28 protein-coding genes are annotated in these 26,225 nt (G+C 73.6%); 15 read left to right on the top strand and 13 right to left on the bottom strand.

Features of this window, described 5'->3' with window-relative positions:
* Position 1 precedes the first annotated feature (1 nt).
* The 3 genes from VKZ81_RS32045 to VKZ81_RS32035 all read right to left on the bottom strand — a co-directional run bounded on the left by VKZ81_RS32045 (position 2) and on the right by VKZ81_RS32035 (position 3,046).
* The gene (locus VKZ81_RS32045) at positions 2 to 1,000 is read right to left on the bottom strand and encodes an alpha-ketoacid dehydrogenase subunit beta (protein ID WP_324245497.1); all 999 of its coding nucleotides are present in this window, start codon (positions 998 to 1,000) and stop codon (positions 2 to 4) included.
* Positions 997 to 1,983 carry a thiamine pyrophosphate-dependent dehydrogenase E1 component subunit alpha gene (locus tag VKZ81_RS32040; protein ID WP_324245496.1) on the bottom strand — a complete coding sequence of 329 codons (987 nt, stop codon included), beginning with the start codon at positions 1,981 to 1,983 and terminating at the stop codon, positions 997 to 999. Before VKZ81_RS32040 ends, VKZ81_RS32045 begins: the two co-directional genes overlap by 4 nt.
* A gap of 106 nt (positions 1,984 to 2,089) precedes the next feature.
* Entirely contained in the window at positions 2,090 to 3,046 is a 957-nt protein-coding gene (locus VKZ81_RS32035) for a sugar-binding transcriptional regulator (protein WP_324245495.1), read from the bottom strand.
* Positions 3,047 to 3,146: 100 nt separating this feature from the next.
* Here VKZ81_RS32035 and VKZ81_RS32030 point away from each other — a divergent pair, with 100 nt between their 5' ends.
* The 7 genes from VKZ81_RS32030 (at position 3,147) to VKZ81_RS32000 (ending at position 7,556) form a co-directional block, all read left to right on the top strand.
* On the top strand, positions 3,147 to 3,413 hold the full coding sequence (locus VKZ81_RS32030) for an HPr family phosphocarrier protein (RefSeq protein ID WP_324245494.1): 267 nt from the start codon (positions 3,147 to 3,149) through the stop codon (positions 3,411 to 3,413).
* A gap of 97 nt (positions 3,414 to 3,510) precedes the next feature.
* Entirely contained in the window at positions 3,511 to 4,155 is a 645-nt protein-coding gene (srlA, locus tag VKZ81_RS32025; protein WP_324245493.1) for a PTS glucitol/sorbitol transporter subunit IIC, read from the top strand.
* Entirely contained in the window at positions 4,152 to 5,147 is a 996-nt protein-coding gene (gene srlE / locus VKZ81_RS32020) for a PTS glucitol/sorbitol transporter subunit IIB (RefSeq protein WP_324245492.1), read from the top strand. Before srlA ends, srlE begins: the two co-directional genes overlap by 4 nt.
* Positions 5,148 to 5,158: 11 nt before the next feature.
* Positions 5,159 to 5,527 (top strand): PTS glucitol/sorbitol transporter subunit IIA, encoded by a 369-nt coding sequence (locus VKZ81_RS32015; protein ID WP_324245491.1) that lies wholly within the window; start codon positions 5,159 to 5,161, stop codon positions 5,525 to 5,527.
* A gap of 12 nt (positions 5,528 to 5,539) precedes the next feature.
* Entirely contained in the window at positions 5,540 to 6,865 is a 1,326-nt protein-coding gene (locus tag VKZ81_RS32010; RefSeq protein WP_324245490.1) for an NAD(P)H-dependent oxidoreductase, read from the top strand.
* A 10-nt stretch (positions 6,866 to 6,875) separates the two neighbouring features.
* Positions 6,876 to 7,139 carry a hypothetical protein gene (locus VKZ81_RS32005; RefSeq protein ID WP_324245489.1) on the top strand — a complete coding sequence of 88 codons (264 nt, stop codon included), beginning with the start codon at positions 6,876 to 6,878 and terminating at the stop codon, positions 7,137 to 7,139.
* A 3-nt stretch (positions 7,140 to 7,142) separates the two neighbouring features.
* The gene (locus VKZ81_RS32000) at positions 7,143 to 7,556 is read left to right on the top strand and encodes a transcriptional regulator GutM (protein WP_324245488.1); all 414 of its coding nucleotides are present in this window, start codon (positions 7,143 to 7,145) and stop codon (positions 7,554 to 7,556) included.
* On the opposite strand, the gene VKZ81_RS31995 is transcribed toward VKZ81_RS32000, so the two are convergent.
* On the bottom strand, positions 7,540 to 8,148 hold the full coding sequence (locus tag VKZ81_RS31995; RefSeq protein WP_324245487.1) for an NAD(P)-dependent oxidoreductase: 609 nt from the start codon (positions 8,146 to 8,148) through the stop codon (positions 7,540 to 7,542). The two genes, VKZ81_RS32000 and VKZ81_RS31995, sit on opposite strands and share 17 nt — an antisense overlap.
* An 80-nt stretch (positions 8,149 to 8,228) precedes the next feature.
* On the opposite strand from VKZ81_RS31995, the gene VKZ81_RS31990 reads away from it, so the two are divergent.
* Positions 8,229 to 8,651 (top strand): winged helix-turn-helix transcriptional regulator, encoded by a 423-nt coding sequence (locus VKZ81_RS31990; RefSeq protein ID WP_324245486.1) that lies wholly within the window; start codon positions 8,229 to 8,231, stop codon positions 8,649 to 8,651.
* A gap of 2 nt (positions 8,652 to 8,653) precedes the next feature.
* Here the strand turns inward: VKZ81_RS31990 and VKZ81_RS31985 are convergent, their stop codons facing one another.
* On the bottom strand, positions 8,654 to 9,109 hold the full coding sequence (locus tag VKZ81_RS31985) for a MarR family winged helix-turn-helix transcriptional regulator (protein WP_324245485.1): 456 nt from the start codon (positions 9,107 to 9,109) through the stop codon (positions 8,654 to 8,656).
* Between the two features lie 77 nt (positions 9,110 to 9,186).
* On the opposite strand from VKZ81_RS31985, the gene VKZ81_RS31980 reads away from it, so the two are divergent.
* Together VKZ81_RS31980 and VKZ81_RS31975 are read left to right on the top strand one after the other, a co-directional pair.
* The gene (locus VKZ81_RS31980; RefSeq protein ID WP_324245484.1) at positions 9,187 to 10,383 is read left to right on the top strand and encodes a multidrug effflux MFS transporter; all 1,197 of its coding nucleotides are present in this window, start codon (positions 9,187 to 9,189) and stop codon (positions 10,381 to 10,383) included.
* Positions 10,384 to 10,472: 89 nt separating this feature from the next.
* Positions 10,473 to 11,399: a tetratricopeptide repeat protein gene (locus tag VKZ81_RS31975; protein WP_324245483.1), complete on the top strand. Its 927-nt coding sequence runs from the start codon at positions 10,473 to 10,475 to the stop codon at positions 11,397 to 11,399.
* A gap of 42 nt (positions 11,400 to 11,441) precedes the next feature.
* Here VKZ81_RS31975 and VKZ81_RS31970 read toward each other — a convergent pair whose 3' ends face one another.
* Positions 11,442 to 12,623 (bottom strand): HNH endonuclease signature motif containing protein, encoded by a 1,182-nt coding sequence (locus VKZ81_RS31970; RefSeq protein ID WP_324245482.1) that lies wholly within the window; start codon positions 12,621 to 12,623, stop codon positions 11,442 to 11,444.
* Between the two features lie 591 nt (positions 12,624 to 13,214).
* Here VKZ81_RS31970 and VKZ81_RS31965 point away from each other — a divergent pair.
* Genes VKZ81_RS31965 through VKZ81_RS31955 form a run of 3 tightly spaced genes read left to right on the top strand, consistent with a single transcriptional unit; the run spans position 13,215 to position 16,972 of the window.
* On the top strand, positions 13,215 to 14,156 hold the full coding sequence (locus tag VKZ81_RS31965; RefSeq protein WP_324245481.1) for an aldo/keto reductase: 942 nt from the start codon (positions 13,215 to 13,217) through the stop codon (positions 14,154 to 14,156).
* 22 nt (positions 14,157 to 14,178) lie between these two features.
* Entirely contained in the window at positions 14,179 to 15,753 is a 1,575-nt protein-coding gene (locus tag VKZ81_RS31960; protein ID WP_324245480.1) for a SagB/ThcOx family dehydrogenase, read from the top strand.
* A gap of 10 nt (positions 15,754 to 15,763) precedes the next feature.
* Positions 15,764 to 16,972, top strand: coding sequence for a cytochrome P450 (locus tag VKZ81_RS31955; protein WP_324245479.1), 1,209 nt, complete (start codon positions 15,764 to 15,766; stop codon positions 16,970 to 16,972).
* Here VKZ81_RS31955 and VKZ81_RS31950 read toward each other — a convergent pair.
* The 4 genes from VKZ81_RS31950 to VKZ81_RS31935 are packed head-to-tail and all read right to left on the bottom strand — an operon-like array spanning position 16,933 to position 20,685.
* Entirely contained in the window at positions 16,933 to 18,057 is a 1,125-nt protein-coding gene (locus tag VKZ81_RS31950) for an ROK family transcriptional regulator (RefSeq protein WP_324245478.1), read from the bottom strand. The genes VKZ81_RS31955 and VKZ81_RS31950 overlap by 40 nt on opposite strands.
* Positions 18,054 to 18,494 (bottom strand): Rieske (2Fe-2S) protein, encoded by a 441-nt coding sequence (locus VKZ81_RS31945; protein WP_324245477.1) that lies wholly within the window; start codon positions 18,492 to 18,494, stop codon positions 18,054 to 18,056. Before VKZ81_RS31945 ends, VKZ81_RS31950 begins: the two co-directional genes overlap by 4 nt.
* The gene (locus VKZ81_RS31940; protein ID WP_324245476.1) at positions 18,494 to 19,552 is read right to left on the bottom strand and encodes an amidohydrolase family protein; all 1,059 of its coding nucleotides are present in this window, start codon (positions 19,550 to 19,552) and stop codon (positions 18,494 to 18,496) included. Before VKZ81_RS31940 ends, VKZ81_RS31945 begins: the two co-directional genes overlap by 1 nt.
* An 8-nt stretch (positions 19,553 to 19,560) precedes the next feature.
* The gene (locus VKZ81_RS31935) at positions 19,561 to 20,685 is read right to left on the bottom strand and encodes an amidohydrolase family protein (protein WP_324245475.1); all 1,125 of its coding nucleotides are present in this window, start codon (positions 20,683 to 20,685) and stop codon (positions 19,561 to 19,563) included.
* Between the two features lie 160 nt (positions 20,686 to 20,845).
* Here VKZ81_RS31935 and VKZ81_RS31930 point away from each other — a divergent pair, with 160 nt between their 5' ends.
* Together VKZ81_RS31930 and VKZ81_RS31925 are read left to right on the top strand one after the other, a co-directional pair.
* Positions 20,846 to 21,538: a DUF4230 domain-containing protein gene (locus tag VKZ81_RS31930; protein ID WP_324245474.1), complete on the top strand. Its 693-nt coding sequence runs from the start codon at positions 20,846 to 20,848 to the stop codon at positions 21,536 to 21,538.
* A gap of 68 nt (positions 21,539 to 21,606) precedes the next feature.
* Entirely contained in the window at positions 21,607 to 22,029 is a 423-nt protein-coding gene (locus VKZ81_RS31925; RefSeq protein WP_324245473.1) for a PASTA domain-containing protein, read from the top strand.
* 6 nt (positions 22,030 to 22,035) lie between these two features.
* Here the strand turns inward: VKZ81_RS31925 and VKZ81_RS31920 are convergent, their stop codons facing one another.
* From VKZ81_RS31920 to VKZ81_RS31910, 3 genes are all read right to left on the bottom strand, one after another.
* Positions 22,036 to 23,493, bottom strand: coding sequence for a protein adenylyltransferase SelO (locus VKZ81_RS31920; RefSeq protein ID WP_324245472.1), 1,458 nt, complete (start codon positions 23,491 to 23,493; stop codon positions 22,036 to 22,038).
* 70 nt (positions 23,494 to 23,563) lie between these two features.
* Positions 23,564 to 25,756 (bottom strand): catalase/peroxidase HPI, encoded by a 2,193-nt coding sequence (gene katG / locus VKZ81_RS31915; protein ID WP_324245471.1) that lies wholly within the window; start codon positions 25,754 to 25,756, stop codon positions 23,564 to 23,566.
* Positions 25,753 to 26,211 carry a Fur family transcriptional regulator gene (locus VKZ81_RS31910; protein WP_324245470.1) on the bottom strand — a complete coding sequence of 153 codons (459 nt, stop codon included), beginning with the start codon at positions 26,209 to 26,211 and terminating at the stop codon, positions 25,753 to 25,755. Before VKZ81_RS31910 ends, katG begins: the two co-directional genes overlap by 4 nt.
* Between the last annotated feature and the right edge of the window lie 14 nt (positions 26,212 to 26,225).

Genomic DNA, 26,225 nt, shown 5'->3' with positions numbered 1-26,225 from the left:
ATCACCCTCCCCTGTGCAGCCCGCGAGCGGCCGCGACGATGTCGGGCACCTGCGGGACGGCGGCCTTCTCCAGCTCGGGCGCGTACGGCATCGGGACGTCGAGGCCGCAGAGCCGCACCACGGGCGCCTTCAACGCGTGGAACGCCTCCGACTCGGCGATCCGCGCCGCGATCTCGGCGACGAAGCCGCCCGTGCGGGGGGCCTCCTGCACGAGCAGCGCCTTCCCCGTGGCGGTCACCTCGGCGAGGATCGTCGCCTCGTCCAGCGGCGTGATCGTGCGCGGGTCGACGACCGTGGCCTCGATGCCCTCGGCCGCGAGCTCGTCTGCCGCGGCGAGCGACCGGCCGACCATCACCGACGTCGCGACGATGGTCAGGTCCACGCCGCGGCGGCGCACGGCCGCGCTGCCGAGCGGCACGTGGTGGTCGGGCGGCACCGGGCCCCGCTCCTTGTAGAGCAGCTTGTGCTCCAGCACGAGCACCGGGTTCGGGTCGGCGACGGCCGCACGCAGCAGCCCGGCCGCATCGGCCGGGCTCGCCGGCATGACGACCTTGAGCCCGGGGACGTGCGCGAACCACGCCTCGAGGCTCTGGGAGTGCTGCGCGGCCGCACCCGTGCCGGACCCGGCGGGCGCGCGGATGACGAGCGGCACCTGCGCCGCGCCGCCGAGCATGAAGTGGATCTTCGCCGCCTGGTTGACGATCTGGTCCATCGCGCAGGTGACGAAGTCGGAGAACTGCAGCTCGACGATCGGCCGCCGCCCGCAGAGCGCGGCCCCGACGCCCGCGCCGACGATGGCGATCTCGGAGATCGGCGTGTCGCGGACGCGCTCGCGGCCGAACCGTTCGAGCAGCCCGGTGGTGACGCCGAACGCGCCGCCGTAGACGCCGATGTCCTCCCCCATGAGGAAGACGCGCTCGTCGGCCTCCATCAGCTCGGCGAGGGTCTCGCGGACCGCTTCGGCGTAGGTCATCTCCCGGGTGGCGGTCGCGGCGGTCATGCCTGCGCCCCCGCGTAGACGGCACCGAGGAGGACGTCGCGGCCGGCCAGCGCGGGCGGCGCGGCGTTCGCGGTGCGGATGGCCTCGCGGACGTCCTGCGTCGCCTCCTTGCGCGCGGCCTCGATCTCGGCGTCGGTGAGGCTGCCCGCGCCGCGCACCGCCTCCTCGAAGCGGGCGATCGGGTCGCGCGCCTGCCACTCGGCGATCTCCTCGCGCGTGCGGTAGAGGTTCTTGTCGCTCTTCGAGTGGCCCTTCCACCGGTAGGTCACGTTCTCCACGAGGGTCGGCCCGTCCCCCGCGCGGGCCCGCTCGACCGCCGCCGTCACGGCCTCGTAGACCGCCTGCAGGTCGTTGCCGTCGACGGTGATCCCTCCGAATCCGTAGGCCGCCGCGCGGGCGGAGATGTCCTCGATCGCGAACGCCTCGTCGGCGGACATCGACATCCCGTAGTGGTTGTTCTCGCAGACGAACACCACCGGCAGCTCCCACACCGCCGCGAGGTTGGCCGCCTCGTGGAACGCCCCCTCGTTCGCGGCGCCGTCGCCGAAGAACGCGACCACCACGCGGCCGCTGCCGCTGAGCTTCTGGGCCAGCGCGGCGCCGGTGGCGATGGGGATGCCGCCGCCCACGATGCCGTTGGCGCCGAGGTTGCCGGTGGCCACGTCGGCGATGTGCATCGAGCCGCCGCGGCCGCGGCAGTAGCCGGTGTCCTTGGCGAGCAGCTCGGCCATCATCCGCGTGAGGTCGGCGCCCTTGGCGATGCAGTGGCTGTGGCCGCGGTGGGTCGAGGTGATCAGGTCGTCGGGCCGCAGCGCGAGGCACGTGCCGACGGCGCTGGCCTCCTGGCCGATCGACAGGTGCATGGTGCCGTGCATCAGACCGCGGGCGAAGAGCTGGTCGACGGCCTCCTCGAACCGGCGGGCGGTCCACATCGTCCGGAGCGCCCGCCGCGCTACCTCGGGCTCCTTCGCGAGATCACGCAACAGGTGCTCCTCTCGCGCAACATTGTGCGAACTTGTCACGATGGTGCGCACTGTGGCACATGTGTGCGTGACTGTAAAGGGTGACGACGGGCGCCCGAAACGGCCGCTAGTGGGTCTCCGCCGCGCTGAGCAGGGCGTGGGCGAGGCCCGAGTCGGTGATCAGCCCGTCGACGAACCCGCCGCGCAGCGCGCCGAGCACACCGGCGACCTTCTCCGCCCCCGTGGCGACGCCGACCACCACGGGAATCCGCCGCAGCTCCTCCAGCTCGACGGCGAGCACGCGGTCGTGCACGACCCCGCCGATCGGCTTGCCGTCGGCGTCGAAGAACCGGCAACAGGTGTCGCCGACGGGGTTCTCGGCCAGGAACGCCTCGCGCTCCTCGGGCGAGAGCGCGAGGCCGTCGAGGATGACGTTGCTCGACCCGATGCCCACCGACCCGATCCCGACGATCGCGACGTCGGCCGACAGCGCCGACTCGAGGGCGGCGCGGATGGCGGGCTCGGCGAGCAGTGCGTCGCGCGCGGCCTCCGAGCGCAGCAGCGCCGGGCCGTGCAGGTAGCGGTAGGACGCCCCGAGCCGGCTCGCGAGCTCGCGCACCAGCTCCTCCCCCGCGACCAGCGACGCGTCCACCGTCAGCCCGCCGACCAGCGGCACGACCTCCACGTCGCGCGGCTTGTCGACGTTGACCGCCGCGACCATGGCCTGCAGGGACGTGCCCCAGGACAGGCCGACGACCTGGCCGTCGCGGATCGTCTCGTCCAGCCACTGCGCGGCCAGGTCACCCGCCGCCGCGAGCACGTCGGCGCCGGGCCGGAACGCGGCGACGCGCACGTGTTCGAGCCCGAACGTCTCGCGCAGCGCCTGCTCGAGCCCGGGCGCCCGGGCGGTCTGGTCGTGGACGCGGATCTCGACGACGCCCTGGGCCCGCGCCGCGGACAGCATCCGCGACACGTTCGACCGGCTCGTGCCCAGCACGCGCGCGATGTCGTCCTGCGAACGACCGTCGAGGAAGTACATCCGGGCCGCCTTGACCAGGGAACCGCGATCACGTGGAGCAGGCATCGTCACCAAGTTCCTTGTCAATCACCAATGTGAGCATGGATAGTAGCTGACCACGTGAGCCGTCTGCACAGATGTGCGCATCAACCAACGGAGGTTGCCCATGGGTCAACGGCAGGTCCGCGTCGGGTCGAAGGTCGGCCTGCACGCCCGCCCCGCGGCGCTGTTCGCCAAGGCGGTGGCACGGACGGGGGTCCCGGTGACGATCGCGAAGGACGGGCAGCCGCCGGTGAACGCGAAGAGCCTGCTCAACCTGCTGACGCTGGGCGCGGGGCACGGCGACCTCGTCACGCTGCACGCCGACGGGGACGGGGCGGAGGCCGCGCTCGACGAGCTCGCGGCCATGCTCGAGCGCGAGCTGGACGAGTGACCCGCCCCTTGTGTTCCAGGTCTCACGGTGCTATCAACTCAACGCGCGCATATGTGAGACATATGCACATTGGTGACAATGGCACCGGAAGGCTCCCATGGACGTGACCTTTTCCCCGAGCCAGGCCCCACCGCCCCCGACGGAGGGGAGCGACAACCCGATCCTGAACGCGATCATCTGGGCCGGTGAGCACTTCATCGGCATCTTCAACGAGGCCGGCACGCAGTTCGCCGGGCTCGTGACCGGCATCCTCCCCACGCTGATCGTGCTGCTCACCGGCATGTACGCGCTGATCTCGTTCGTCGGTGAGGACCGGGTGACGCGCGCCGTGCAGTGGTCCTCGCGCTGGTGGATCACCCGCTACACCGTCATGCCGGTCATCGCGGTGCTGATGCTCACCAACCCGATGTGCTACACGTTCGGCCGGTTCCTGCGGGAGCGGCACAAGCCCGCCTTCTACGACTCGGCCGTCTCCTTCGTCCACCCCGTCACCACGTTCTTCCCGTACGCCAACGCCGGCGAGCTGTTCGTCTGGCTGGGCGTGGCGAGCGGGATCACCCAGCTCGGCCAGTCCACGGTGCCGCTGGCCGTGCGCTACTTCGCCGTCGGCATCCTCGTGATCCTCATCCGGGGCGTGGTCACCGAGCTGATCACCTCGTACCTGATCCGGCGGGCGGGCAAGACCGAGCTGTTCCGCTCGTTCGACGCCGAGTACAGCGCGGCCGGGGGTGCGGCGCGATGACCACCCGCGAGGTCGCCTACCGCACCGTCACCATCCGCCCGGGAGCCAACGGCTGGGGCCGAGGGCTGGAGCTCACGCCGACGCCCGAGCGCAACAAGGTCATCTCCGTGACCGGCGGCGGCATCCACGCCGTCGCGCAGCGGATCGCCGACCTGTCCGGCGCCGAGGCCGTCGACGGGTTCCGCACCCGCGTCCCCGACGAGCAGGTGCTCGCCGCCGTCATCAACTGCGGTGGAACGGCGCGCATCGGTGTCTACCCGCGCAAGCGGATCCCGACCGTCGACGTCTTCCCCGGCGAGCCGGGCGGCCCGCTCGCGCAGTTCATCACCGAGGACATCTTCGTCTCCGCCGTCGGGCCCGACGAGGTCGAGCTGCTCGACGGGCCCGCGGACGAAGCGACCCCGCCCGCGCAGCCGGCCACCCCGGCGCCGGCCCAGGCCCAGGCCCAGGAGGAACCCGACACCGCCCCGCGCGGGCTGCTCGTCCGGTTCGGCGGGGCGATCGGCCACATCATCAACACGTTCCTCGCGGCGGGGCGGCAGTCGATCAACCTGACGCTCAACACGATCCTGCCGTTCATGGCGTACGTCAGCCTGCTGCTCGGCGTCGTCATCTACACCGGCATCGCCACGGCGATCGGCAACCTGCTGGCCCCGCTGTCCAGCAACCCCCTCGGCCTCGTCGCCATCAGCGCGGTGGTGGCACTGCCGTTCCTGTCGCCGATCCTCGGGCCGGGCGCGGCCGTGGCCCAGATCGTCGGCGTCCTCATGGGCACGCAGATCGCCACCGGCGCCCTGCCCGTCCAGTACGCCCTCCCCACCCTGTTCGCCATCGACGGGCAGGTCGGCTGCGACTTCGTCCCGGTCGGCCTCGGCCTCGGCGAGGCGAGGGCGGAAACGGTGGAGATCGGGGTGCCCGCCGTGCTGTTCAGCCGGCTCATCACCTCGCCGCTCGCCGTGATCATCGCGTGGTTCGCCAGTTTCGGCCTCTGACCGGGAGAACGATGACCTACTACCGCACGACCGTCACCAGCGTGGGACCGGAAGCGGGCGACATGCTCGCGGGCGGGGTCCTCATCCTCTACGCGGAGCCGCTACCGGACGCGCTGGCCGACGTCAGCGTCGTCCACCGCCCCGACCACCGGGCCGCCGACCTCGCGATCGGGGTGGGGGACGTCGTCTCCGTCGGCGGGCACGAGCTCACGGTCACGGCCGTCGGCGACATCGCGGCGAAGAACCTCGACGAGCTCGGCCACGTCGTGCTCTACGTCGACCAGCCCGACCAGAAGCTGCTGCCCGGGGCCGTGCACGCGGCGGGCGGCCTGCCCGACCCGCAGGTCGGGCAGGTCATCGAGTTCCGCACGCCGCACTAGGGAGATCCCAAATTGGCATACCGTGAACGCCTCCTCGAGCGGCAGCGGACGACCGGGCGGCCGGTGCGCGTCGGGCTCGTCGGTGCAGGCCAGATGGGCAGGGGCTTCGTCGCGCAGGTCCGGCGGATCAGCGGCATGGAGGTGGCCGCCGTCGCCGACCTGGACCTGGAGCGGGCCACCGGTGCCCTGCGCGCCGCGGGCGTCGAGCAGGTCACCACCGGCGACGACCTCGACACCCTGAGCGCGGTGGTGGCCGACGGCGGCACCGTCGCCGTCACCGACCACACGCTCGCCGCCGCGCTCCCGCTCGACATGGTCATCGACGCGACGGGCATCCCCGAGATCGGCGCCGAGGTGGCGCTGCGCTGCCTTCTGGCCGGGCGGCACGTGGGCCTGCTCAACGTCGAGACCGACGTCACCGTGGGGTGGATGCTGTCGCGCATCGCGGCGCAGTCCGGCGCCGTGTACACGCTGTGCCGGGGCGACGAGCCCGCGGAGACGCTCAAGCTCGTCGAGTTCGCCCGCGACCTCGCCTTCGAGATCGTCTGCGCGGGGAAGGGCAAGAACAACCCGCTCAACCCGCACGCCACCCCCGCCGACCTCGTCGAGGAGGCGCGGCGCAAGCGGATGAACCCGAAGATGCTCGCGAGCTTCGTCGACGGCTCCAAGGCGATGATCGAGATGGCGGCGCTCGCCAACGCCGCCGACCTCGGCGTCGGCCCGAGCGGCCTGTCCGGCCACCGCACCACGGTGCCCGAGCTGCACGAGGTGTTCCGCCCGGCCGCGGACGGCGGGATCCTCGACGAGGCCGGCGTGGTGGACATGGCCACCGGGCCGGTGGCGCCCGGCGTGTTCGTCGTGGCCCGCAGCGACGAGCCGACGGTGGTGGAGGAGATGGACTACCTCGGCATGGGGGCCGGGCCGTACTACTCCTTCTACCGGCCCTACCACCTCGCCAGCATCGAGGCGCCGCTGTCGATCCCGGCCGCCGTGCTGGACGGCCGCAGCGACATCCAGCCGCGAGCGTGGCGGGCCGAGGTCGCGGCGGGCGCGAAGCGCGACCTGCGCGCGGGCGAGGTGATCGACGGCATCGGCGGCGACCGCGTGTACGGCGTCATCGCCTCCGCCGAGCAGGTCAAGGCCGATCACCTGGTGCCGCTCGGCCTGCTCGCAGGCGCCCGCCTCACCCGCGACGTCCGACAGGACGAGGTCATCACCCAGGACGACGTGGAGATCGACACGACCACGACGATCGCCCAGCTCAGGGCGCTGCAGGACCGCCTGCTCGACGGCCACCCGGTGCCGGCGGCCGGCATCGGCCACGTCCCGGCGGCGTGACCGACGAGCCGTGACCGAGGAGCGCTGCCCCGGCTGCGGCGGGGCGTGGATCGACGGCCGCATCGCCGTGCCGGTCGTCGGTGCCCTCCGGTTCTCCTACCGGCTGGGCACCACCGAGGTGGCCACGGAGGTGGCCGCGCAGATGTGCGAGGGCTGCGGCGTGGTCCGGTTGCGGGCACGCGACCCGGAGGCCATCGTCAGGGCCCGGCGGGCCGCCGAGCAGGGCCGGACCCGGCCGTGGCCGCTGCGCTCCCCGCGGCGAGAGGAGAGCTGATCCGTGGACAACGCCACCGTCTTCGTGCTCGTCGTCGCGATCATGTCGCTCACCGGCATCAGCGCGATCGCCCAGCACAAGTACTACGCGCGGACGGTGCGGCGGCTCGCGCGCGAGCACGACGAGCCGGGGCACGTGCTCGTCACCGGCCGCGGCAAGAGCCGTTTCCGCGGCGCGATCGTCGTGCTCGTGCTGCGCGCCGGTGACGAGGTGATCAAGGCGGCGATGGTGCTGGAGGGCGCCTCGGTGCTGGCGCGCTTCAAGCCCCGTCCCGACTGGGTCGGCCGGTCCGCCCGCGAGCCCCTGCCCGGCGCCTCGCCGCGCGTCGCCGCCGCCGTGGCCGAGGCCCGCTCGCGCGTGCCGGGCAGGCGGGTGCGGAAGGCCCCCGGCGGAGCGGGCGTCAGTTCGCGACCGTGAACCGCCGGCGGCGGAACGCGGGCTTCTCGATCTCGTCGATCAGCGCCACCGCGAAGTCCTCGGCGGAGACCGAGTCGCCCACCGGCGAGTCGGTGCCGACCTCGTAGCTGCCGGTGCGGGTGCCGGGGGCGATCACCGGGGCCGGGGAGAGGAACGTCCAGTCGACCCCCTCGCCGAGCCCCCGGAAGTAGTCGAGGGCTTCCGCCGCGACGAGCGCCTCGGGGCGGTAGGCCTCCGGGAAGTCGGGCGAGTCGACCAACCGCTTGCCGTCCACGAGCAGCGAGCCCGCCCCGCCGACGACGATCAGCCGCGTGTCCCCGAGCGTGTCGACCAGGTTGCGCAGGTGCCCGAGGTACGCACGCCGGTCGCCGCCGGTGCGGTCGGGCCCGATGGCCGACACGACGACGTCCACCTCGCCCGCGATGCGCTTGGTCAGCGCCGGGTCGCCCGCGTCGCCCCGCTCGGAGACGGCGCCGGCGGGCAGCTCGCCGCCGGAGCGGGTGATGCCGACGACCTCGTGGCCGCGCGACAGCGCCTCCGCGACCACCCGGCTGCCGATCATGCCCGTCGCCCCGTAGACCGCGATCCTCATCGACGGCTCCCTTCGCTCGTGATCCTTTCCGCGAAAGTAACCGTCGGTGATCGAGTACTTCAACGTGCTATAAGTACCTCGTGGTTACCAATGGCGCGCCGGCTTCGCTCGACCAGCTCAGGGCCGCGCGGGAGGCCGGCGACGAGGGCGACCTGTTCGATCCCCAGTGCCCCACCCGGCTCGTGCTCGACCGGATCGGCGACAAGTGGACCTCGCTCGTCGTGCTGCTGCTCAGCGACGGCCGCATGCGGTTCACGGACCTGCGCGGCCGGATCGGGCGTGTCGCACCCAAGGTGCTCACCCAGACCCTGCGCCGCATGGAACGCGACGGCCTGATCAGCCGCGAGATCTTCGCCGAGGTCCCGCCGCGGGTCGAGTACTCCCTCACCGACCTCGGCCGCTCGCTGATCGAGCCGATCGCCGTCATCGCCGACTGGGCCGAGGTGAACGTGCACCGGATCGTCGAGGCCCAACGCGCCTACGACGCCGCGCACGGCGGCTAGCGTCATCCCTCTGCGCGCCTGCGCAGGGCCTCGGCCAGCCGGGTCAGGGCGGGCACGGCCGCGCGGATCGCCGCCGCGTCGTCGGCGGACAGCTCCGCGAGCGCGCTCGCGATGGACCGGCTCCACGCCCGCCCGAGCAGCCGCCGGTGCTCCTCGGCGAGCGGGCTCGACCGCAGCAGGCTGCGCCGGTGGTCGGCCGGGTCCGGTTCCCGCACGAGCAGCCCGCGCTCGACGAGCGCCCGGACCGTGGTGCTCACGTTGCTGGTCTGCAGCCGCAGGCCCCGCGCGACCTCCGACACCGACACGCCCGGGCGCGCCACCACGTAGCGCAGGACGTCGACCTCCGAGGCGGGCAGGTGCTCGAGCCCCACCTCGAGCTCGCCGGTGCGGCGCAACGTGCGCGACAGCGTGTGCGCGGCCTCGGCGAGCTGGTCGAGCTCGACGTCGATGTCGGTCACATCACGGATCGTATCGGCTAGAAGTAGATATAAACTGATAACCACTTGGCCGCCGTTCCCCGTCCGTGGAGATCACCATGTCGCTGGCCGCCCGGGCACCCCTCGGCGTGTGGATCTGCGTGCTCGCGCTGCTCACCGCCATCGCGCCGCTGGCCACCGACATGTACCTCCCGGCGCTCCCCCAGGTCGCCGCGGAGCTGGGCACCACCGCCTCGGGCGTGCAGACGACCCTCACCGGGTTCCTCGTCGGGCTCGCGGCGGGTCAGCTCGTCATCGGCCCGCTCTCCGACGCGTGGGGGCGGCGCCGGCTCCTGCTCGCCGGCACGGCCCTCTGCCTCGTCGCCACCGCCGCCTGCGTCGTGGCCCCGACGGTCGGCGCCCTGGTGGTCGCCCGGTTCCTGCAGGGCTTCGGCGGCGCCGCGGGGATCGTGCTGAGCCGGGCCGTGATCGTCGACCGGACCACCGGCAGCCGTACGGTGCGGTTGTTCTCGCTGATGATGGCGATCAACGGGATCGCGCCCGTCGCCGCCCCGCTCATGGGCAGCGGCCTGCTCGGCCTCGGCAGCTGGCGGGCGATCTTCGTGGCGCTGACCGGGCTGACCCTGCTCATGGTGATCGGCGCGTTCCTCGCGATCGCCGAGACGCTGCCACCGGAGCGCCGGGTGCGCGGCGGGCTGCGGGCCACCGCCCGGGACGTCCGGTCGGCGCTGTCGCGGCCCCGCTACGTCGGCTTCACGCTCGCCTTCGCTTTCGCCTTCGCCACGCTGTTCACCTACATCTCCGGTTCGCCGTTCGCCCTGCAGGAGACGCTGGGACTCTCCGACCGGGCCTTCGCGGCCGCGTTCGGCACGAACGCCGCGGGCCTGATCCTCGCGAGCGTCGCCAACGCCCGGCTCGCCGGGCGGGTCGACCCGCGCCGGGTGCTCGCCGTCGCGACCACCGCGCTGGTGCTGCTGTCGCTCGCGCTGCTCGGGATCGTGCTGGCGGGCCCCTCGACGGGGCCGGTGCTCGTGGTGCTCTTCCTCGCGGTCACGAGCCTCGGGTTCGTCATGGGCAACGCGAGCGCGCTCGCCTCCCGCGAGGTGCGCGACATCGCAGGTACCGGGTCGGCGCTGCTCGGGGCGCTGCAGTTCGCCCTCGGCGCGGCCGTGTCCCCGCTGGTCGGCTCGAGCCCGCTGGTGATGGCCGTGGTGATGGTGGTGGCGTCGGTGCTGTCGCTGGGCGCCCAGGCCGCGCTCGCGAGGAGGCGGGAGGAGGCGCCCGTCCCCGCGTGAGGCGTGGGCCCCTCTCGCCTGCGCCGCCCGCGCCTGCCACGATCTGGGCCAGCACACCGCTGATCATCGTTGACCTTGCAGAGGACCCAGTGCCCTGGCCCTTCCACCGTCGCCCCGCGCTCGACGCCGACCACCCCGACGCCCTCGCCGACGCGCACAACCGCGCCGTCGAGCTGGGGGCGCTCGGCCAGTACCAGCAGGCCCGCGAGCTCGACGAGGACACCCTCGCCCGGCGTCGGCGCGTCCTCGGCCCCGACCACCCGCACACGCTCGCGACCGCGAACAACCTCGCCGCCGACCTGCGCGGGCTCGGTGAGCTCGAGCAGGCCCGCCGGCTCGACGAGGACACCCTCGCCCGGCGCCGGCGGGCGCTCGGCGACGACCACCTCGGCACGGCGGCCACCGCCGCCGCCCTCGCGGGCGACTACCGCACGCTGGGCGACTTCCGGCGCGCCCGCGAGCTCGACGAGCTCGCCTTCCTCTCCCGCCGCCGCGTCCTCGGCCCCGACGACATCCAGACGCTGGAGTCGGCCCATTTCCTCGGCACCGACCTGCGCGCGCTCGGCGAGTTCCAGCGTGCCCGCGAGCTCGACGAGGACTCCCTCAACCGCAGGCGCCGCATCCTCGGCGACGACCACCCCGACACCCTCGCCAACGCCCACAACCTCGCGATCGACCTGCGCGAGCTCGGCGAGCACCGCCGCGCCCTCGCCCTCGACGAGGACACCCTCGCCCGCAGGCGCCGCATCCTCGGCGACGACCACCCGAAGACCCTCAACTCCGCCAACAACCTCGCCGCCGACCTGCACGCCCTGGGCGACTTCGCGCGCGCCCGCGACGTCGACCGGGACGCCCTCGACCGGCGCAGGCGGGTCCTCGGCGACGACCACCCCGGCACCATCGCCAACGCCCGCGCCCTCGCCGACCACCTGCGGGCGCTGGGCGACCACGCGGGCGCGACGGCGGTGCTCACCACGTTCAAGCTCGCTCCCGAAGCGGCGTCGAACGGGGCGTGACGGCGCTCGCTCTTCATCCGCGGTTCCGCGGGGAACCCGCGTTCACGCAGCCGGGGTGATCCGCTTCGGTAGCAGGAGCAGGCTGAGGACGTAGTCGACGTCGAGGGAGTCGCCCTCCCATTTCGAGCTGATGGTGGTGTGGTCGATGCACAGTCTCGCGCGGGCGTGCATCTCGACCAGGCTCTCCGCCTTCCCGCTCAGCGGCTCGGCTGCGTCGGGAACGGGTGTTCCGTCGGGGCGGCGGAACACCCACCTCCCGTCCACGCGATCGATCTCGTAGCCGTGCTCGTGCACCACCTTGTGGTGGAACGAACAGATCATGATCAGGTTGTCGATATCCGTCGGCCCGCCCACCTCCCACGGGATGATGTGGTGCGCGTTCAGGTACCGGGTGTGCGGACACCCCGGGAACTGGCAGCGCTGCCCATCCCGCGCCGTGAGCGCCCGAACCTGAGCATCGGAAGCGAGGCGGCGGGAGCGGCCCAGGTACATACGGTTGCCCGTCCGGTCATCAAGGAGGAGCTGCACTTTCGCATCACACGCCAACCGCGCCGCGGTCGCGGGCGCCAGTGTCGGTCCGCCGTCGAGGCGGGCGGTGCGGGTGGAGGCATCCACGTGCACGACCACCTCGGCGTTGCCCCGCTCGACCACCGTCCCGGCGTCGGTGTGCCCGGTGACCAGCGCGAGCAGCGCATCCGCCCGGCGCGCGGGGACACCATCGACCACCAGGCCCGGTTCCTGCTCACGGGCCCGCTCGACCAGGTCCGCCGGGACAGGCTCGGGGTCGGGCGCGGTCGGCTTGCGCTTCGGGGTCTGTGCCTCGATCGCCGCGATCAGCGTCGCCCCCTGGTCGGGGGTCAACCGGACGCGCAACTCGAGACAACCGTCGTCGGCCCACCGCCACGTGACCGACCGCCGGGCGGCCAGGTCCTCGGGCGGGGCGATCAACTGCCGCGCGGCCCGGATCAAGGTTTCAAGGTGACTGGCGGTGCCGTGCCGGGCGATGCTGAGGAGGATCTTTTCGGCGGTTCCGGGGTCGGTGACGGTGGCGTTCCGGATCCCGGAGGTGCCCGCGGCCAGCTGGGCCGCGATCCGCACCAGGGCGGAGGTGTCGGTGCCGATGACGCGGGTGATGGCCCGCACCTTCGAGTACGACAGCTCCCCGGCGGCGGACGCCTCGGTGATCAACGGCAGCTGGTGCAGGGCGCGGGCGATGCCCGGCACTGGGCGGCGGCGATATGGCCGGCGATGCCGAGCAGCCCGGTTTCGACCTCGCCGTCGCTCATGGCGTGGAACGGGGTGGGGAACGGGACAACGGCGCCGGACATCGGGTTTTCCTCCTCACCGGGTGTGTGAGGTCAGGATGGCATCCGGGTCTGACAGTTTTCGGGGCGCGAACCGGGTTCCGCGGAACCTGAAAGCGGGACCGCCTCGTGGTGGCGCCGCGCGGAAACGGCCTGCCGAGGGGCCGCAGAGGCTCACAGGTCGAGGGGCGCGAAGCGATCGCGCAGCGGACGCCGAAAGACGCCACCGACAGGTGAGGAGCGCCCCGCACACTCCGCGGCGCCACCAGGAGGCCCACCCAGGACTGCGCAATCGGAGCACAGAGCAGGTTCCGCGGAGCCCGGAAGTGAAGCCGCCTCCCGTTGGCGTCGCCCGCGGGGAAACGCAGGTCCGCGGCATGCCCGCGAATGCCCTATCCGAGGCGCCGCGGCCCCGCGCACTGCGCGGCGCCGCCAGGAGGCCGGCGGGGCCGGGCACGCGGAACAGCGGCGAGCGGTTCCGCGGAACCCACCAGCACGAGACGATGGAGCGGTGATCGCTCCGCGCACCCCCCTCCCCACCGGTCGCATCCCCGGCGTCGAGCGCGACATCTCCCGCCTCGTCATGGGCTGCGACAACCAGCGGACGGCCGAGCACGCGGCCGAGATGTTCGACGACTTCGCCGAGCGCGGGGGCAACGCGTTCGACACCGCCCACCACTACGCGGGCGGGCTGCCGGAGCGGCTGCTCGGGCAGTGGATCGCCGATCGCGGGGTCCGCGACGAGGTCGTCGTCATCGGCAAGGGGGCGCACACGCCGCACTGCGACCCGAAGTCGGTCACGAGCCAGCTGTTCGAGAGCCTCGAGCGCCTGCAGACCGACCGGGTCGACATCTACTTCCTGCACCGCGACAACCCGGAGGTGCCGGTCGGCGAGTTCGTGGACGTGCTCGACGAGCACGCCGTCGCCGGGCGGATCGGCGTCTTCGGCGGGTCGAACTGGAGCATCGAGCGGATCGAGGAGGCCAACGCCTACGCCGCGGCGCACGGCAGGCGGGGCTTCGCCGCCGTCAGCAACCACTTCGGGCTCGCCCGCGCCCTCGACGTGCCGTGGGAGGGCTGTCGGCACGTCACCGACGACGAGGACCGGCGGTGGTTCGAGCGCACCGGCACGCCCCTGTTCCCGTGGTCGTCGCAGGCACGCGGGTTCTTCACCGGGCGGGCCGCGCCGGACGACCACTCGGATCCCGAACTGGTCCGCTGCTACTACAGCGACGGCAACTTCGAGCGGCTCGCGCGGGCGCGCAAGCTGGCCGCGCAGCTGGGGGTCGCACCCACCGCGGTCGCGCTCGCCTACGTGCTCGCCCAGACGTTCCCGACGTTCGCCGTGATCGGGCCCCGCTCGGTGGAGGAGACCCGCACCTCGGCGGAGGCGGCGGCCGTGCAGCTCACCCCGGAGCAGGTCGCGTGGCTCGACCTGCGCGAGGACGGCTGAGCGGGCGGGCACACTGGGCGCGATGGCCGACGACACATACCAGGCGCGGGTCTTCCACGACCTCACGAAGTACTACGCGTTGAGCGACGCCGAGGGCGACGAGCGCATCGGCATCGGCGACCCGGCCACCCGGACCGCCGCCATCTGGCAGAAGGACTGGGACATCAAGCCCTTCCTGTACAAGGTCTACGAGACCGCGCCGCCGATCGCGCTCACCCGCGAGCTGCCGGAGACGGGCATCCCGGCGCTCGAGGCCCTCTCCCGCACCGGTGCCGAGGCCGCCGGGGCAACCCCGCCGGGCCGGGACCTGCTGGCCCGCCTCGGCCTGCTCACCAACGGCTCGCTGGAGCGCACGTGGCGGACGCAGGACGGCCGGGTGCACCACTACCGCACCGCGGGCGGTACCGGCGCGCAGTACCACCTCGAGCTGTACTTCGTCTGCGCCGACCTGCCCGACCTCGACGCGGGCGTCTACCACTACTCGGCGCTCGACCACAGCCTGCGGCTGCTGCGGGCGGGCGACCACCGGGCCGCGCTGGTCGAGGCCACCGGGGAGGCGCCCTCGGTCGCGGCGGCGCCGGTCGTGCTGGTCATGACCAGCACCTTCTGGCGCAACGCGTGGCGCTACCGCGAGCGGGCCTACCGGCACGCGTACTGGGACGCCGGCACGTCGCTCTCGCACATCCTCGCGATCGCGGCCTCGGCGGACCAGCCCACCGAGCTGGTGCTCGGCTACGCCGACGGGCAGGTGAACGACCTGCTCGGCGTCGACGGGACACGCGAGTCGGCGGTGGCGCTCGTCGCCATCGGCCGCACCGGCCCCACCCCGCCGGCGCTGCCGGCGCTCGACCCGGTCGAGCTGCCCACGAGGCGGCTGTCGCCCGCCGAGGTGGTCTTCCACGCGATCACCGACATGCACCTGGCGTCCTGCCTGCGCACCGGCGAGGACGCGGCGGCCTGGCGGTCGCCCCGCTGGCGCAGGCCCGCCCCCGAGCCGACGGGCGAGCTGGTCGAGCTGCGGCCGACGGAGCAGCTCGACCCGCGGGTGGTCGAGCAGATCATCCTGCGCCGCCGCTCGACCCGGAACTACGACACCGACGTGGCGATCCCCTTCGAGGCGTTCTCCACGCTGCTGCACCGCTCGACCCGCGGCGTGGCATCGGACGTGCTGACCCCCGGGGCGCCGCTCACCGACCTCTACCTGATCGTGCACGCCGTCGAGGGCCTGGCACCGGGCATCTACCTGCACCATCCGGCGCGCAACGCGGTCGAGCTGCTGCGCGAGGGCTCGTTCCGCGCGCAGGCCGCCCGCATCGCGGCGCAGCAGCGGTACGCGGGCGATGCCCACGTCAACCTCTACCACCTCGCCCACCTGCCGTCGCTCCTGACCCGCTACGGCGACCGCGGCTACCGGCTCGCGCAGCTCGAAGGCGCCCTGCACGCGGGCAAGCTGCACCTGGGCACGCACACGATGGGGCTCGGCGCGGTCGGCTCCACCTCGTACGACGACGAGGTCATCGAGTTCTTCTCCCCGCACGCGGCCGGCAAGGACTACATGTTCGTCACCGTGTTCGGCAAGCGGCGCCCCCGGAGGTGAACCGCCCGGCATGGAGCACACAGGCGCGTTCCCCGTCGGCGCCACCGTGACGCGCGCCGAGCTCGCCGCGGACCCGCACCCCGCGCTCGCCCGGCTGCGCGCCGCCGAACCGGTCTCGTGGGTGCCCGACCTCGGGTGCTGGCTGGTGACGAGCCACGCCGCCGCCCTGCGGGTGCTGCGGGACCCGCGCACGTTCACCGTCGACGACCCCCGCTTCTCGACGGCCCGGGTGGTCGGGCCGAGCATGCTCTCGCTGGACGGGCCGGCGCACGCCGCGGCGCGCCGGCCGTTCGCGGGCCCGTTCCGACCCGCCGAGGTGGCCGACCGCTTCACCACGCGCATCACCGAGCTCGCGGCGGAGCTGGTGGGCGCGATCCGCCCCGCCGGGCGGGCGGAGCTGCGCGCGAGCGTCGCCGGGCCGCTCGCGGTGCGCGTGGTCGCCGAGGCGCTGGGGCTGACCGTCGACCCGGCGACGGTCCTGCGGTGGTACTCGACGTTCGTCACGGCCGTGTCGGAGGTGACCGCGGGTGGTGCGGTGCCCGCCGAGGCCACGGCGGCGTTCGCGGCGCTCGCCGAAGATCTGCGGGCCGGCACCGCCCGCGACGGCTCCGTGCTCGCCGACGCCGCCGCGGGCGGCCTCGGCGAGGTGGCGGTGGTGTCCAACGCCGCCGTCCTGCTGTTCGGGGGCATCGAGACGACCGAGGGCATGATCCTCAACGCGCTGTGGCACCTGCTGCGCGATCCGGGCCTGCTCGCCGCCGTGCGCGAGGACCTCGATCAGGACCTCGACCTGCTGCCGCGCGCCGTCGAGGAGTCGCTGCGGCTCGAACCCGCGGCCGCCGTCGTCGACCGCTACGCGACCCGCGACGTGGAGCTCGCGGGCACGCCCATCGGGCGCGGCGACCCGGTGACGGTGTCGCTCGCGGGCGCCAACCGCGACCCGACGGCGTTCCCCGACCCGGACGCGTTCGACCTGCGCCGGGCGGGCGCGCCACGGCACCTCGCGTTCGCCCACGGCCCCCACGCCTGCCTCGCGATGGACCTGGCCCGGCTGGAGACGCAGATCGCCGTCCGCACCGTCCTGGTCGAGCTGCCCGACCTGCGGCTCGACGAGCCGGTCCGGCCGACCGGCCTCGTGTTCCGCAAGCCGCGGCGGCTGCCCGTCCGCTGGCGGCCGGCTCACCCCCGCAGCAGCCCGTCGATCGCCTCCGGGGAGTAGGCGCGGCGCACCACCAGGTCGGCGAGCCCGCGGGCGGCGGCGGCCTCGCCCCACGCGCCCGCCTCGACCCGCAGCCCGTCGGCCACCCGCTCGACGACGTCGCCCTGCACGCGGGCGCGCACCTCGTCGACCATCGGCCGCAGCCGCCCGACCGCGCCGCCGAGCAGCAGCCGGCCCGGGTTGACGGTGGCCACGATGGCGGCGAGGGCGCGCCCGAGGTGGCCCGCGGCGGCCCGCAGCTCGGCGAGCGCGGTGGGCGCGCCGTCGCCGACGGCGGCGACCAGCTCGTCGAGCGAACCCAGCCCGAGGCGCTCCACCAGGCCCGCCCCCGAGCTGAAGGCGGCGAGGCACCCGCGGCGGCCGCAGCGGCACCGCGGGCCCGCCGGGTCCACGAGGATGTGCCCGATGTCGCCCGCGACGCCCCGGGCCCCGCCCACCACCTGACCGTCGACGACGATGCCGCAGCTGATCCCGGTGGCGACCTTGGCGTAGACCATCGTCTCCCCGGGAGCGCACTCCCCCAGCGCCTCGGCGCGCCCGTCGTTCTCCACGACCACCGGGACCCCGAAGCGGCGCCCGGCCGCGGTCAGCGCGGCGTCGGCGGGCCAGTCGGCGATCGTGGTCGCGGCGCGGATCAGGCCCGTGCGCACGTCCACCGGCGCCGGCACGGCGACCCCGACGCCGGCGAGGACGTCGCCGGGGGCGAGCAGCACCGCCCCGATGTCCAGCAGCGGGTCGAGGACCTCAGCGGCGGGCCGGGACAGCTCCACCGGGCGGGTGCGCGACCGCAGCTCGCGCCCCGAGACGTCGGTGACCGACACCCGGGCGATGGCCTGCCCGATCGCCACCGCGAGCACGACGCGGCCGCGGTCGTCGAAGCGGATCCGCCGGGACGGCCTGCCGCGGCCCGCCTCGAGCGGCTCCGCCTCGTAGATCACGCCCAGCGCGGCCAGCTCCTCGAGGCGCGCGTACAGGGTCGAGCGGGCCATGCCGCTGCGCTCGAGCAGCTCGGCCCGCGAGAGCCCGCCGGTCTGCCGGATGAGCTCCAGGATCGTCCCGGCGGAGGGAGCCGAACCAGCGGTCATACGTGGACGACGACGTACTGGCGGCGCACCTCGACCTCGTAGCGCTCGGCGCTGTAGGGCCCGGGCCGGTACCCGGCCTCGGTCAGGACGGCGTCCTCGGGCGGGGCGGGCTCGACGGTGGCCTCGTAGGCCCGCACCCGGGTGCGGGCGGGGTCGAACCACGACCGCCCGGTGGCGATGTCGAACTCCCAGCCGTGCCACGGGCAGCGCAGGATCTCGCCCTGGCGCAGGTAGGTGTACTCACCCGGGGTGCGGGAGGTCACCAGGCCGGTGAGGACGCCGTCGCAGAGCCGGGCGCCGGCGTGGGGGCACGCGTTGCGCAGCGCGTAGTAGCGCCCGCCGACGTTGAACACCCCGATCGACCGGCCCTCGATCTCGACGATCTTGCGCTGGCCGGGACCGATCTCGTCGGTCGTGCCCACGACGTGCCCCGCCATCAGTCGAGCCCGTAGAGCGCCATGGCGTTGCCGCCGAAGATCCGCGCCCGCGTCTCGGGGTCGAGCTTCGCCTTGATCGCGCGGTCCGGGTCGTCGAAGTCCCAGTGCGGGTAGTCGGTGGAGAAGAGGATCTTGTCGGTGCCGCCCATGTTGTCGAAGACCGTGAGCAGGTGGCGGGGTTCGGGTGGCTCCTCGATCGGCTGCGTGGTGAACCAGATGTGCTCGCGCACGTACTCCGACGGCCTGCGGGACAGGTGCGGGACCTCGCCGCGCAGCCGCGCCCAGTGCTTGTCCAGCCGCCACATCAGCGACGGCACCCAACCGAAGCCGCCCTCGATGAGCACGACCTTCAGCTCGGGGAGGCGTTCGAAGACCCCTTCGACGACCAGGCTGACCAGCTGGGCCTGGAAGGCCTGGGCCATCGCGGTGTGGTCCTCGATGTAGAACGACGGCCACCCGGTGCCGGTGATCGGGTGGGCGCGCCCGCCGCCGAAGTGGACGCCGACCGGGAGCCCGTTGCGGACCGCGGCCTCGTAGATCGGCCAGTACTTGCGCTTGCCGAGCGGCTCGTCGGTGCGCACGAGCAGCAGGACCTGCACGAACCCGGGGTGGGCGGCGGCGCGGTCGATCTCGGCGACGGCGAGCTCCGGCTCCTCGTACGGGACGACGATGCCGGCGCGCAGCCGGGGCTCCTTCTCCAGCCACTGCTCGACCTGCCACTCGTTGAGCGCGCGGCACAGCGCGGCCGCGTACTCCGGGTTGCGCTGCCGGTTGGCCGTGCTCAGGCAGTTGAGGATCCCGTAACGGACGTCGTAGGCGTCGAGCAGCTGCTCTCGCATGAAGTCGAGGTCGCCGCCCGCGGGCAGGCCCGACGGCGGCCACGCGTCGGTGCGCGCCGCCCGTGGGGCGCCCTTCGGGTAGGAGGCGCCGCCGTCGCCCCGGTGGCCGTAGGCCTCGTCGTACTCGCGCCAGCGCCGCGGCAGGTAGGGGTGCAGCGCGCCGGGGGCGAGCTCGTTGTGGATGTCGCAGTCGACGAGGGGCGGGCGCGGCCGGGACATCGACGTGATCACTCCCCGAGGCGGTAGGTGTCGAGCGCGTTGCGGCCGAGGAACCGAGCCATCGCCTCGGGCGCGAGGCCGACCGGCGCGGACCGGGCCGGGTCGTCGAACTGGTGGTGCGGGTAGTCGGTGGCGAACATGAGCATCCGGTCGCTGCCCAGCCGGTCGACGACCTCCAGCAGCCGCGCCGGGTCGTCGGGTTCGTCGAGGGGTTGGGCGGTGAGCCGGACCTGTTCGCGGATGCTCTCCGAGGGCAGCCGGTCGACCCAGGGGACCTCCCGGCGCAGGCCCTTCCAGTTCTTGTCGAACCGCCACATCAGCGGCGGCAGCCAGGTGAACCCGCCCTCGATGAGCACGATCCTGAGGTTCGGGAACCGCACGAGCACGCCCTCGCTGACCAGGCTCACGAGCTGGGCCTGGAACACCTGCGCGAGCAGGACGTACTCCTCGAGGTAGTAGCTGGGCGCGCCGACCGGGGAGATCGGGTTGCCACCCGCGCCGCCGGCGTAGACGCCGAGCGCGAGCCCGTGCCGCTCCGCGGCCTCGTAGATCGGCCAGTACGCGCGGTTGCCCAGCGGGGCGCGGGCCCGCACCGGCATGAGGACCTGCACGAACTCGGGGCGCTCGCCGACGCGGTCGATCTCGGCCGCCGCCCGCTGCGGGTCCTGGGCCGCCACGACGATCGACCCGCGCAGCCGGGGCTCCCCGGAGAGCCACTCGGCGAGCTGCCAGTCGTTGACGGCGCTTGCCATCGCGACGGCCCAGTCGGGGTTGTGGATGCCGTCGACGCCGTAGATGCAGTGCGTGATCGCGATGCGGGTCCGCCACGGGTCGAGCAGCTGGGTGCGCAGCAGGTCGGGGTCGGAGCCGGGCGGGCCGTCGGCGGGGCGGGAGCCGGGGAGCGCGGAGAGCGGCGAGCCCGGCGGGTAGAGGTCGGACTCGAGGCTCGCGACGCCGCTCTCGGTGATGTAGTCGCGCCAGCGCGCCGGCAGGTAGGGGAAGAGCGCCCGGATCGAGCGGGGCGTGATGTGCACGTCGGTGTCGACGAGGTCGACGTCCGGCCACTCCGCGGGGCGGGCGTAGCGCGGGGCTGTCGTCGGCTGGGCGCCGAGCTGGGTGGCGAGCTGCGTCATGCGACCCCCGACTTCTGTTCGTTCGTCGAACGTAATTCGTGTGGGAGCCGGGTGTCAACGAGCCGGTGTTCGGGCGGTGTTCGCCCGCACCCCTTGACACGTACCGGTCACGGGGCGTGTCCTCCTGTGCGGACACGCGCTCGACCCCGGGGAGATCCGCATGGCGCAGCACCCGTTCGGGCCCGACTCCAGGGCGTGGCTCGGCAGGCTGCGCCGCCGGCCGCGCGTCGCGCTCTTCGCGGCGATCGCCGCGGTGGCGATCGCCCTGCCGCTCGGTGCGCAGGTCGGGGGGCTGTTCCCGGCGCTGTCGGACACGTTCACCCCGCGGACCGTCGACCGCGGCCCGGCCCCGCTCATGGCCGCGCTCAGCGACATCTCCGAGTACCACGCGGCCACCGGCTCGTTCCAGGTGCTCGTCGACATCGAGCACGACACCCCGCACGTCCCGGCGGTGATCAGCGGGGAGCGCACCACGCTGTTCGCCACCGGGCGGGTCGATGCGCTCGTCGACCTGTCCGGGCTCGGACCGGATCGGGTGCGCACGACCGCCGACGACAGCGCGGTCAGTTTCACGCTGCCGCGGGCCCGGCTGTCGTCCGCCACCCTCGACCCGGCGGCGACCCGCGTGGTCGGCCGCGAGCGCGGCATCGTCGAGCGGGTCGCGGGCGTGCTGGCGGGCAACCCGGTCGACGACGAGGACCTCTACCAACTCGCGGCGCGCCGCATCGAGGAGACCGCGCGGGCGAGCGACCTCACCGCCCGGGCCGAGGCGAACACCCGCGACATGCTCACCACGCTGGCGCGTTCCCTCGGCTACGAGCAGGTGACGGTGACGTTCGAGGACCCGCGCTGATCGCGAGGCCGCCGCGGGCCCCGGTGCCGGTCTGCGCAGTGCCGGTCCGCGCAGTGCCGGTCCGCGCCGTGCCGGTCTGCGCAGTGCCGGTCCGCGCCGTGCTCGCGGCCTGCGCCGTGCTCGCGGCCTGCGGCGGCCCGCCGCCGCCCCCTCCCCCGGCGCCGAACCCGCCGGAGACGATCACCTACACCGCGCCGGTGCCGATGGCGCCCGAGACCGGCCCTGCGGCGCCGCCGAGCGCCACCCGGGCGACGAGCTGGGTGATGCCCGACCTCGTGGGTGTCGGGCTGCAGGAGGCGCAGGACCGCATCCAGGAGCTCACCGGCTACGGGATCCTCATCACCACCTCGCACGACGCGACCGGCGCGGGCCGGCTGCAGGTGGCCGACCGCAACTGGAAGGTGTGCAGCCAGAGCGTGCCGCCCGGCGCGACGATCACGCCGTCGACCCGGATCGACTTCGGCGTGGTCCGGCTGGACGAGTCCTGCTGAGCCCGCTCAGGTGCCGCAGTAGGTGACGTGGCGGTACTCCGCCGGCGCGGGCTCGGCGAAGCGCTCCAGCCCGGGGCGCTCCCGGTAGGGGTCGCTGACGACCTCGACGAGCCGGTGGAACGGCCCCATGTCGCCCTCGGTGGCGGCGGCCAGCGCCTCCTCCACGACGTGGTTGCGCGGGATGTAGACGGGGTTGACCCGGTCCATCGCCTCCGCCACCGCCGCCCGGTCCGGCGGCAGCGCGGCCTCCCACCGCGCCGCCCACGCGTCGAACGCGGTCGGCTCGGCGAACAGCGACCGGGGCCCGTCCGTGCCGCGCAGGTGCGCCGACAGCCCGCGGAAGAACCGCGTGAAGTCGACGCGCCGGCCGGCCAGCAGCCCCATCAGATCGCGCACGAGGTGGTCGTCAGGCTCCGCGAGGCCGAGCTTCGCGGCCATGCCGCGCGCGTAGTACCCCTCGTACCGCTCGACGAACGAGGCCACCACCTCGGTGGCCGCCTCGATGGCGGCGTCCTGGTCCTCGTCGATCAGCGGCAGCAGGGTGTCGCCCAGCCGGGCCAGGTTCCACTGGGCGATCCCGGGCTGGTTCGCGTACGCGTAGCGGCTACCGTGGTCGATGGAGCTGAAGACGGTGGCCGGGTCGTAGGCGTCGAGGAAGGCGCACGGTCCGTAGTCGATCGTCTCGCCGGAGATCGTCGTGTTGTCGGTGTTCATCACGCCGTGCACGAAGCCCACGAGCATCCAACGGGCGACGAGCGCCGCCTGCGCGTCGACCACCCGCCGGTAGAACTCGAGGTACACCTCGGGTGCCTCGGCCGCCTCGGGGTGGTGGCGGCGGATGGCGTGGTCGGCCAGCGCGCGGACGAGCTCCACGTCGCGCGTCGCCGCCGCGTACTGGAACGTGCCGACCCGCAGGTGGCTCGCCGCCACCCGCGCGAGGACCGCGCCGGGCAGGAGTCGCTCCCGCACGACCTCCTCCCCGGTCGCGACGACCGCGAGCGCCCGGCTCGTGGGGATGCCGAGCGCGTGCATCGCCTCGCCCATCAGGTACTCGCGCAGCATCGGGCCGACCGCCGCCTTCCCGTCGCCGCCGCGGGCGAACGGGGTGGCGCCGGAGCCCTTGAGGTGCAGGTCGCGCCGCCGACCGTCCCGGTCGACGAGCTCACCGACCAGCAGCGCCCGCCCGTCGCCCAGGCGCGGCTGGTACATGCCGAACTGGTGGCCCGCGTAGGCCTGGGCGACCGGGTGCGCCCCGTCCGGGAGCCCGGTGCCGACGAGCAGCGCGACGCCCGCGGGCTCCCGCAGCTCCTCGGGTTCGAGGCCGAGCTCGGCGGCCAGGTCGGTGTTGAGGACGAGCAGCTCGGCGCCCGGGGCGGGCGCCGCGGTCCAGGGCACCGCCAGGCCGGGCAGCTCGCGGGCGAAGGTGTGGTCGAGGTGCAGCCGCGGTCCGGCGCTGACGCTCATGCCCCGAGGCTACGTGCGCCGCGGCCCCCGGGTCGGCGCACGCGGCGCCGACCCGGGGCCCCGGGAACCGTCAGCGGATGTCGAACCGGTCGAGGTTCATCACCTTGTCCCACGCGGCCACGAAGTCGCGCGCGAACTTCTCGCCGGCGTCCCGGCACGCGTAGACCTCGGCGATGGCGCGCAGCTGGGAGTTCGAGCCGAACACGAGGTCGACTGCCGTCGCGGTCCACCGCAGCTCGCCGGTCGACCGGTCGCGGCCCTCGTAGGTGTTCTCCGCCTGCGACACCTTCCACTCGGTGCGCATGTCGAGCAGGTTGCGGAAGAAGTCGGTGGTCAGCACCCCGGGCCGGTCGGTGAACACGCCGTCGTTGCTGCCCCGGAAGGTGGCGCCGAGCGCCCGCATGCCACCGACGAGCACCGTCATCTCCGGCGGGCTGAGGTTGAGCATGTAGGCGCGGTCCACCAGCAGCGTCTCCGGCGGGAGCTTCTCCCCCGCCCGCAGGTAGTTGCGGAAGCCGTCGGCCTTCGGCTCCAGGACGGTGAACGTGTCGACGTCGGTCTGCTCCTGCGAGGCGTCGGTGCGCCCCGGCGTGAACGGGACGGTGATGTCGTACCCGGCGTCGCGGGCCGCCTGCTCCACCCCGGCGCAGCCGGCGAGGACGATCAGGTCGGCGAGCGAGATCTTCTTGCCGCCCGCCTGCGCGGCGTTGAAGTCGCGCTGGACCCCCTCGAGGGTCTGCAGCACCGCGGCCAGCTCCTCGGGCTCGTTGGCCTCCCAGTCCTTCTGCGGGGTGAGCCGGACCCGCGCCCCGTTGGCCCCGCCGCGCTTGTCGGTGCCGCGGAAGCTCGCCGCCGACGCCCACGCGGTGGCGACGAGCCGGGGCACCGGCACGCCCGTGGCGAGCACGGCCTGCTTGAGCGAGGCGACGTCGGACTCGTCGACCAGCTCGTGGTCCACCGGCGGCACCGGGTCCTGCCACAGTTGGGGCTCGGGCACCCAGGGGCCGAGGTAGCGGGAGATCGGGCCCATGTCGCGGTGCAGCAGCTTGTACCAGGCCTTGGCGAACGCGTCGGCGAGCTGGTCGGGGTTCTCGTGGAAGCGCTTGGTGATCGGCCCGTAGATCGGGTCGACCTTCAGCGCGATGTCCGAGGTCAGCATCATCGGCGCGTGCCGCTTCACCGGGTCGTGGGCGTCCGGCACCGTGCCCTGGGCCTCGGGGTTCTTCGGTGTCCACTGCTGCGCACCCGCGGGGCTGCGGGTGAGCTCCCAGTCGTAGCCGTAGAGGTTGTCGAGGTAGCCGTTGTCCCACCGGGTCGGCTCGGTGGTCCACGCGCCTTCCAGACCGCTGGTCATCGCGTACGGGCCGGCGCCGGTGCCCATCGAGTTCTTCCAGCCGAGGCCCTGGTGCTCGACCGGGCACGCCTCGGGCTCGGGCCCGATGTACTGCGGGTCGACCGCGCCGTGGCACTTGCCGAACGTGTGGCCGCCCACGATGAGCGCGACGGTCTCCTCGTCGTTCATCGCCATCCGGCCGAACGTGTCGCGGATGTCGCGGGCCGACGCGAGCGGGTCGGGGTTGCCGTTGGGGCCCTCCGGGTTGACGTAGATGAGGCCCATCTGCACGGCGCCGAACGGCTCGGCCAGCTCCCGCTCGCCGCTGTAGCGCTCGTCGCCGAGCCAGGTGTCCTCCGGCCCCCAGAAGATCTCCTCGGGCTCCCAGATGTCCTCGCGCCCGAAGCCGAACCCGAACGTCGGAAGGCCCATGTCCTCGATGGCCACGTTGCCGGCGAGGACCAGCAGGTCGGCCCAGGAGATCTTGCGGCCGTACTTCTCCTTGATCGGCCACAGCAGCCGCCGGGCCTTGTCCAGGCTCGCGTTGTCCGGCCAGCTGTTGAGCGGCGCGAAGCGCTGCGCGCCTTCCCCGCCGCCGCCGCGGCCGTCGTGGATGCGGTAGGTGCCCGCGGAGTGCCAGCTCATCCGGATGAACAGCGGCCCGTAGTGGCCGTAGTCGGCGGGCCACCAGTCCTGCGAGGTGCGCATGAGCTCGACGAGGTCGCGCTTGAGCTCCTCGACGTCGAGCGACTCGAACTCCGTCGGGTAGTCGAACCCCTCCCCCATCGGGTTGGAGCGGGGCGAGTGCTTGTTCAGGACCGTCAGGTCCACCTGGTTGGGCCACCAGTCCCGGGTGGTCCGCGGCCGGCTCACCTCGGGCGTCGGCGAGGGGATCGCCGGGTTCTCGGACTCGCTGATGCTGTCGGTCACGTCCGCTCCTTGTCCTGCTTCGCCGTTCCTTCTCGGGCCGCCGAGCACGCCGGGCACCGCCCCCGGTAGATGACCTCGGCCTCGTCGATCGCGAAGCCGTGGTGGTCGGACGGGGTGAGGCACGGGGCGTCGCCGGTCGCGCAGTCCACGTCGGCGATGGCTCCGCAGGACCGGCACAGGACGTGGTGGTGGTTGTCGCCCACCCTCGCCTCGTACCGGGCCACGGATCCGGGCGGCTCGATGCACCGCACGAGGCCCGCGGCGGTCAGGGCGCGCAGCACGTCGTACACCGCTTGGTGGGACACCTCACCGAGGTCGGCGCGCACCAACCCGATGAGCGAACTCGTGTCCGAGTGCGGGTGTTCGTGCACCGCCGCCAGCACCGCCAACCGGGGCCGCGTCACCCGGAGCGCGACCCCGCGCAGGGCCTGCTCCAGGTCCGACCTCGTTGGCACCGGGCCCACCCTGG

This window comes from Pseudonocardia sp. (genome assembly GCF_035305885.1).
Taxonomy (GTDB): Bacteria; Actinomycetota; Actinomycetes; order Mycobacteriales; family Pseudonocardiaceae; genus Pseudonocardia.
This window is presented reverse-complemented; position numbering and strand designations above follow the sequence as displayed.

Coding starts and splice junctions, on each gene's coding strand:
- VKZ81_RS31980 (WP_324245484.1), top strand. CDS start 9,187: ATGTCGCTGGCCGCCCGGGCACCCCTCGGCGTGTGGATCTGCGTGCTC.
- VKZ81_RS31920 (WP_324245472.1), bottom strand. CDS start 23,493: ATGAGCGTCAGCGCCGGACCGCGGCTGCACCTCGACCACACCTTCGCC.
- VKZ81_RS32035 (WP_324245495.1), bottom strand. CDS start 3,046: ATGCCTGCTCCACGTGATCGCGGTTCCCTGGTCAAGGCGGCCCGGATG.
- VKZ81_RS31950 (WP_324245478.1), bottom strand. CDS start 18,057: ATGACCGCTGGTTCGGCTCCCTCCGCCGGGACGATCCTGGAGCTCATC.
- VKZ81_RS31940 (WP_324245476.1), bottom strand. CDS start 19,552: ATGTCCCGGCCGCGCCCGCCCCTCGTCGACTGCGACATCCACAACGAG.
- VKZ81_RS32030 (WP_324245494.1), top strand. CDS start 3,147: ATGGGTCAACGGCAGGTCCGCGTCGGGTCGAAGGTCGGCCTGCACGCC.
- VKZ81_RS31960 (WP_324245480.1), top strand. CDS start 14,179: ATGGCCGACGACACATACCAGGCGCGGGTCTTCCACGACCTCACGAAG.
- VKZ81_RS31945 (WP_324245477.1), bottom strand. CDS start 18,494: ATGGCGGGGCACGTCGTGGGCACGACCGACGAGATCGGTCCCGGCCAG.
- VKZ81_RS31955 (WP_324245479.1), top strand. CDS start 15,764: ATGGAGCACACAGGCGCGTTCCCCGTCGGCGCCACCGTGACGCGCGCC.
- srlA (WP_324245493.1), top strand. CDS start 3,511: ATGGACGTGACCTTTTCCCCGAGCCAGGCCCCACCGCCCCCGACGGAG.
- VKZ81_RS31935 (WP_324245475.1), bottom strand. CDS start 20,685: ATGACGCAGCTCGCCACCCAGCTCGGCGCCCAGCCGACGACAGCCCCG.
- VKZ81_RS32015 (WP_324245491.1), top strand. CDS start 5,159: ATGACCTACTACCGCACGACCGTCACCAGCGTGGGACCGGAAGCGGGC.
- VKZ81_RS31995 (WP_324245487.1), bottom strand. CDS start 8,148: ATGAGGATCGCGGTCTACGGGGCGACGGGCATGATCGGCAGCCGGGTG.
- VKZ81_RS31930 (WP_324245474.1), top strand. CDS start 20,846: ATGGCGCAGCACCCGTTCGGGCCCGACTCCAGGGCGTGGCTCGGCAGG.
- VKZ81_RS32045 (WP_324245497.1), bottom strand. CDS start 1,000: ATGACCGCCGCGACCGCCACCCGGGAGATGACCTACGCCGAAGCGGTC.
- srlE (WP_324245492.1), top strand. CDS start 4,152: ATGACCACCCGCGAGGTCGCCTACCGCACCGTCACCATCCGCCCGGGA.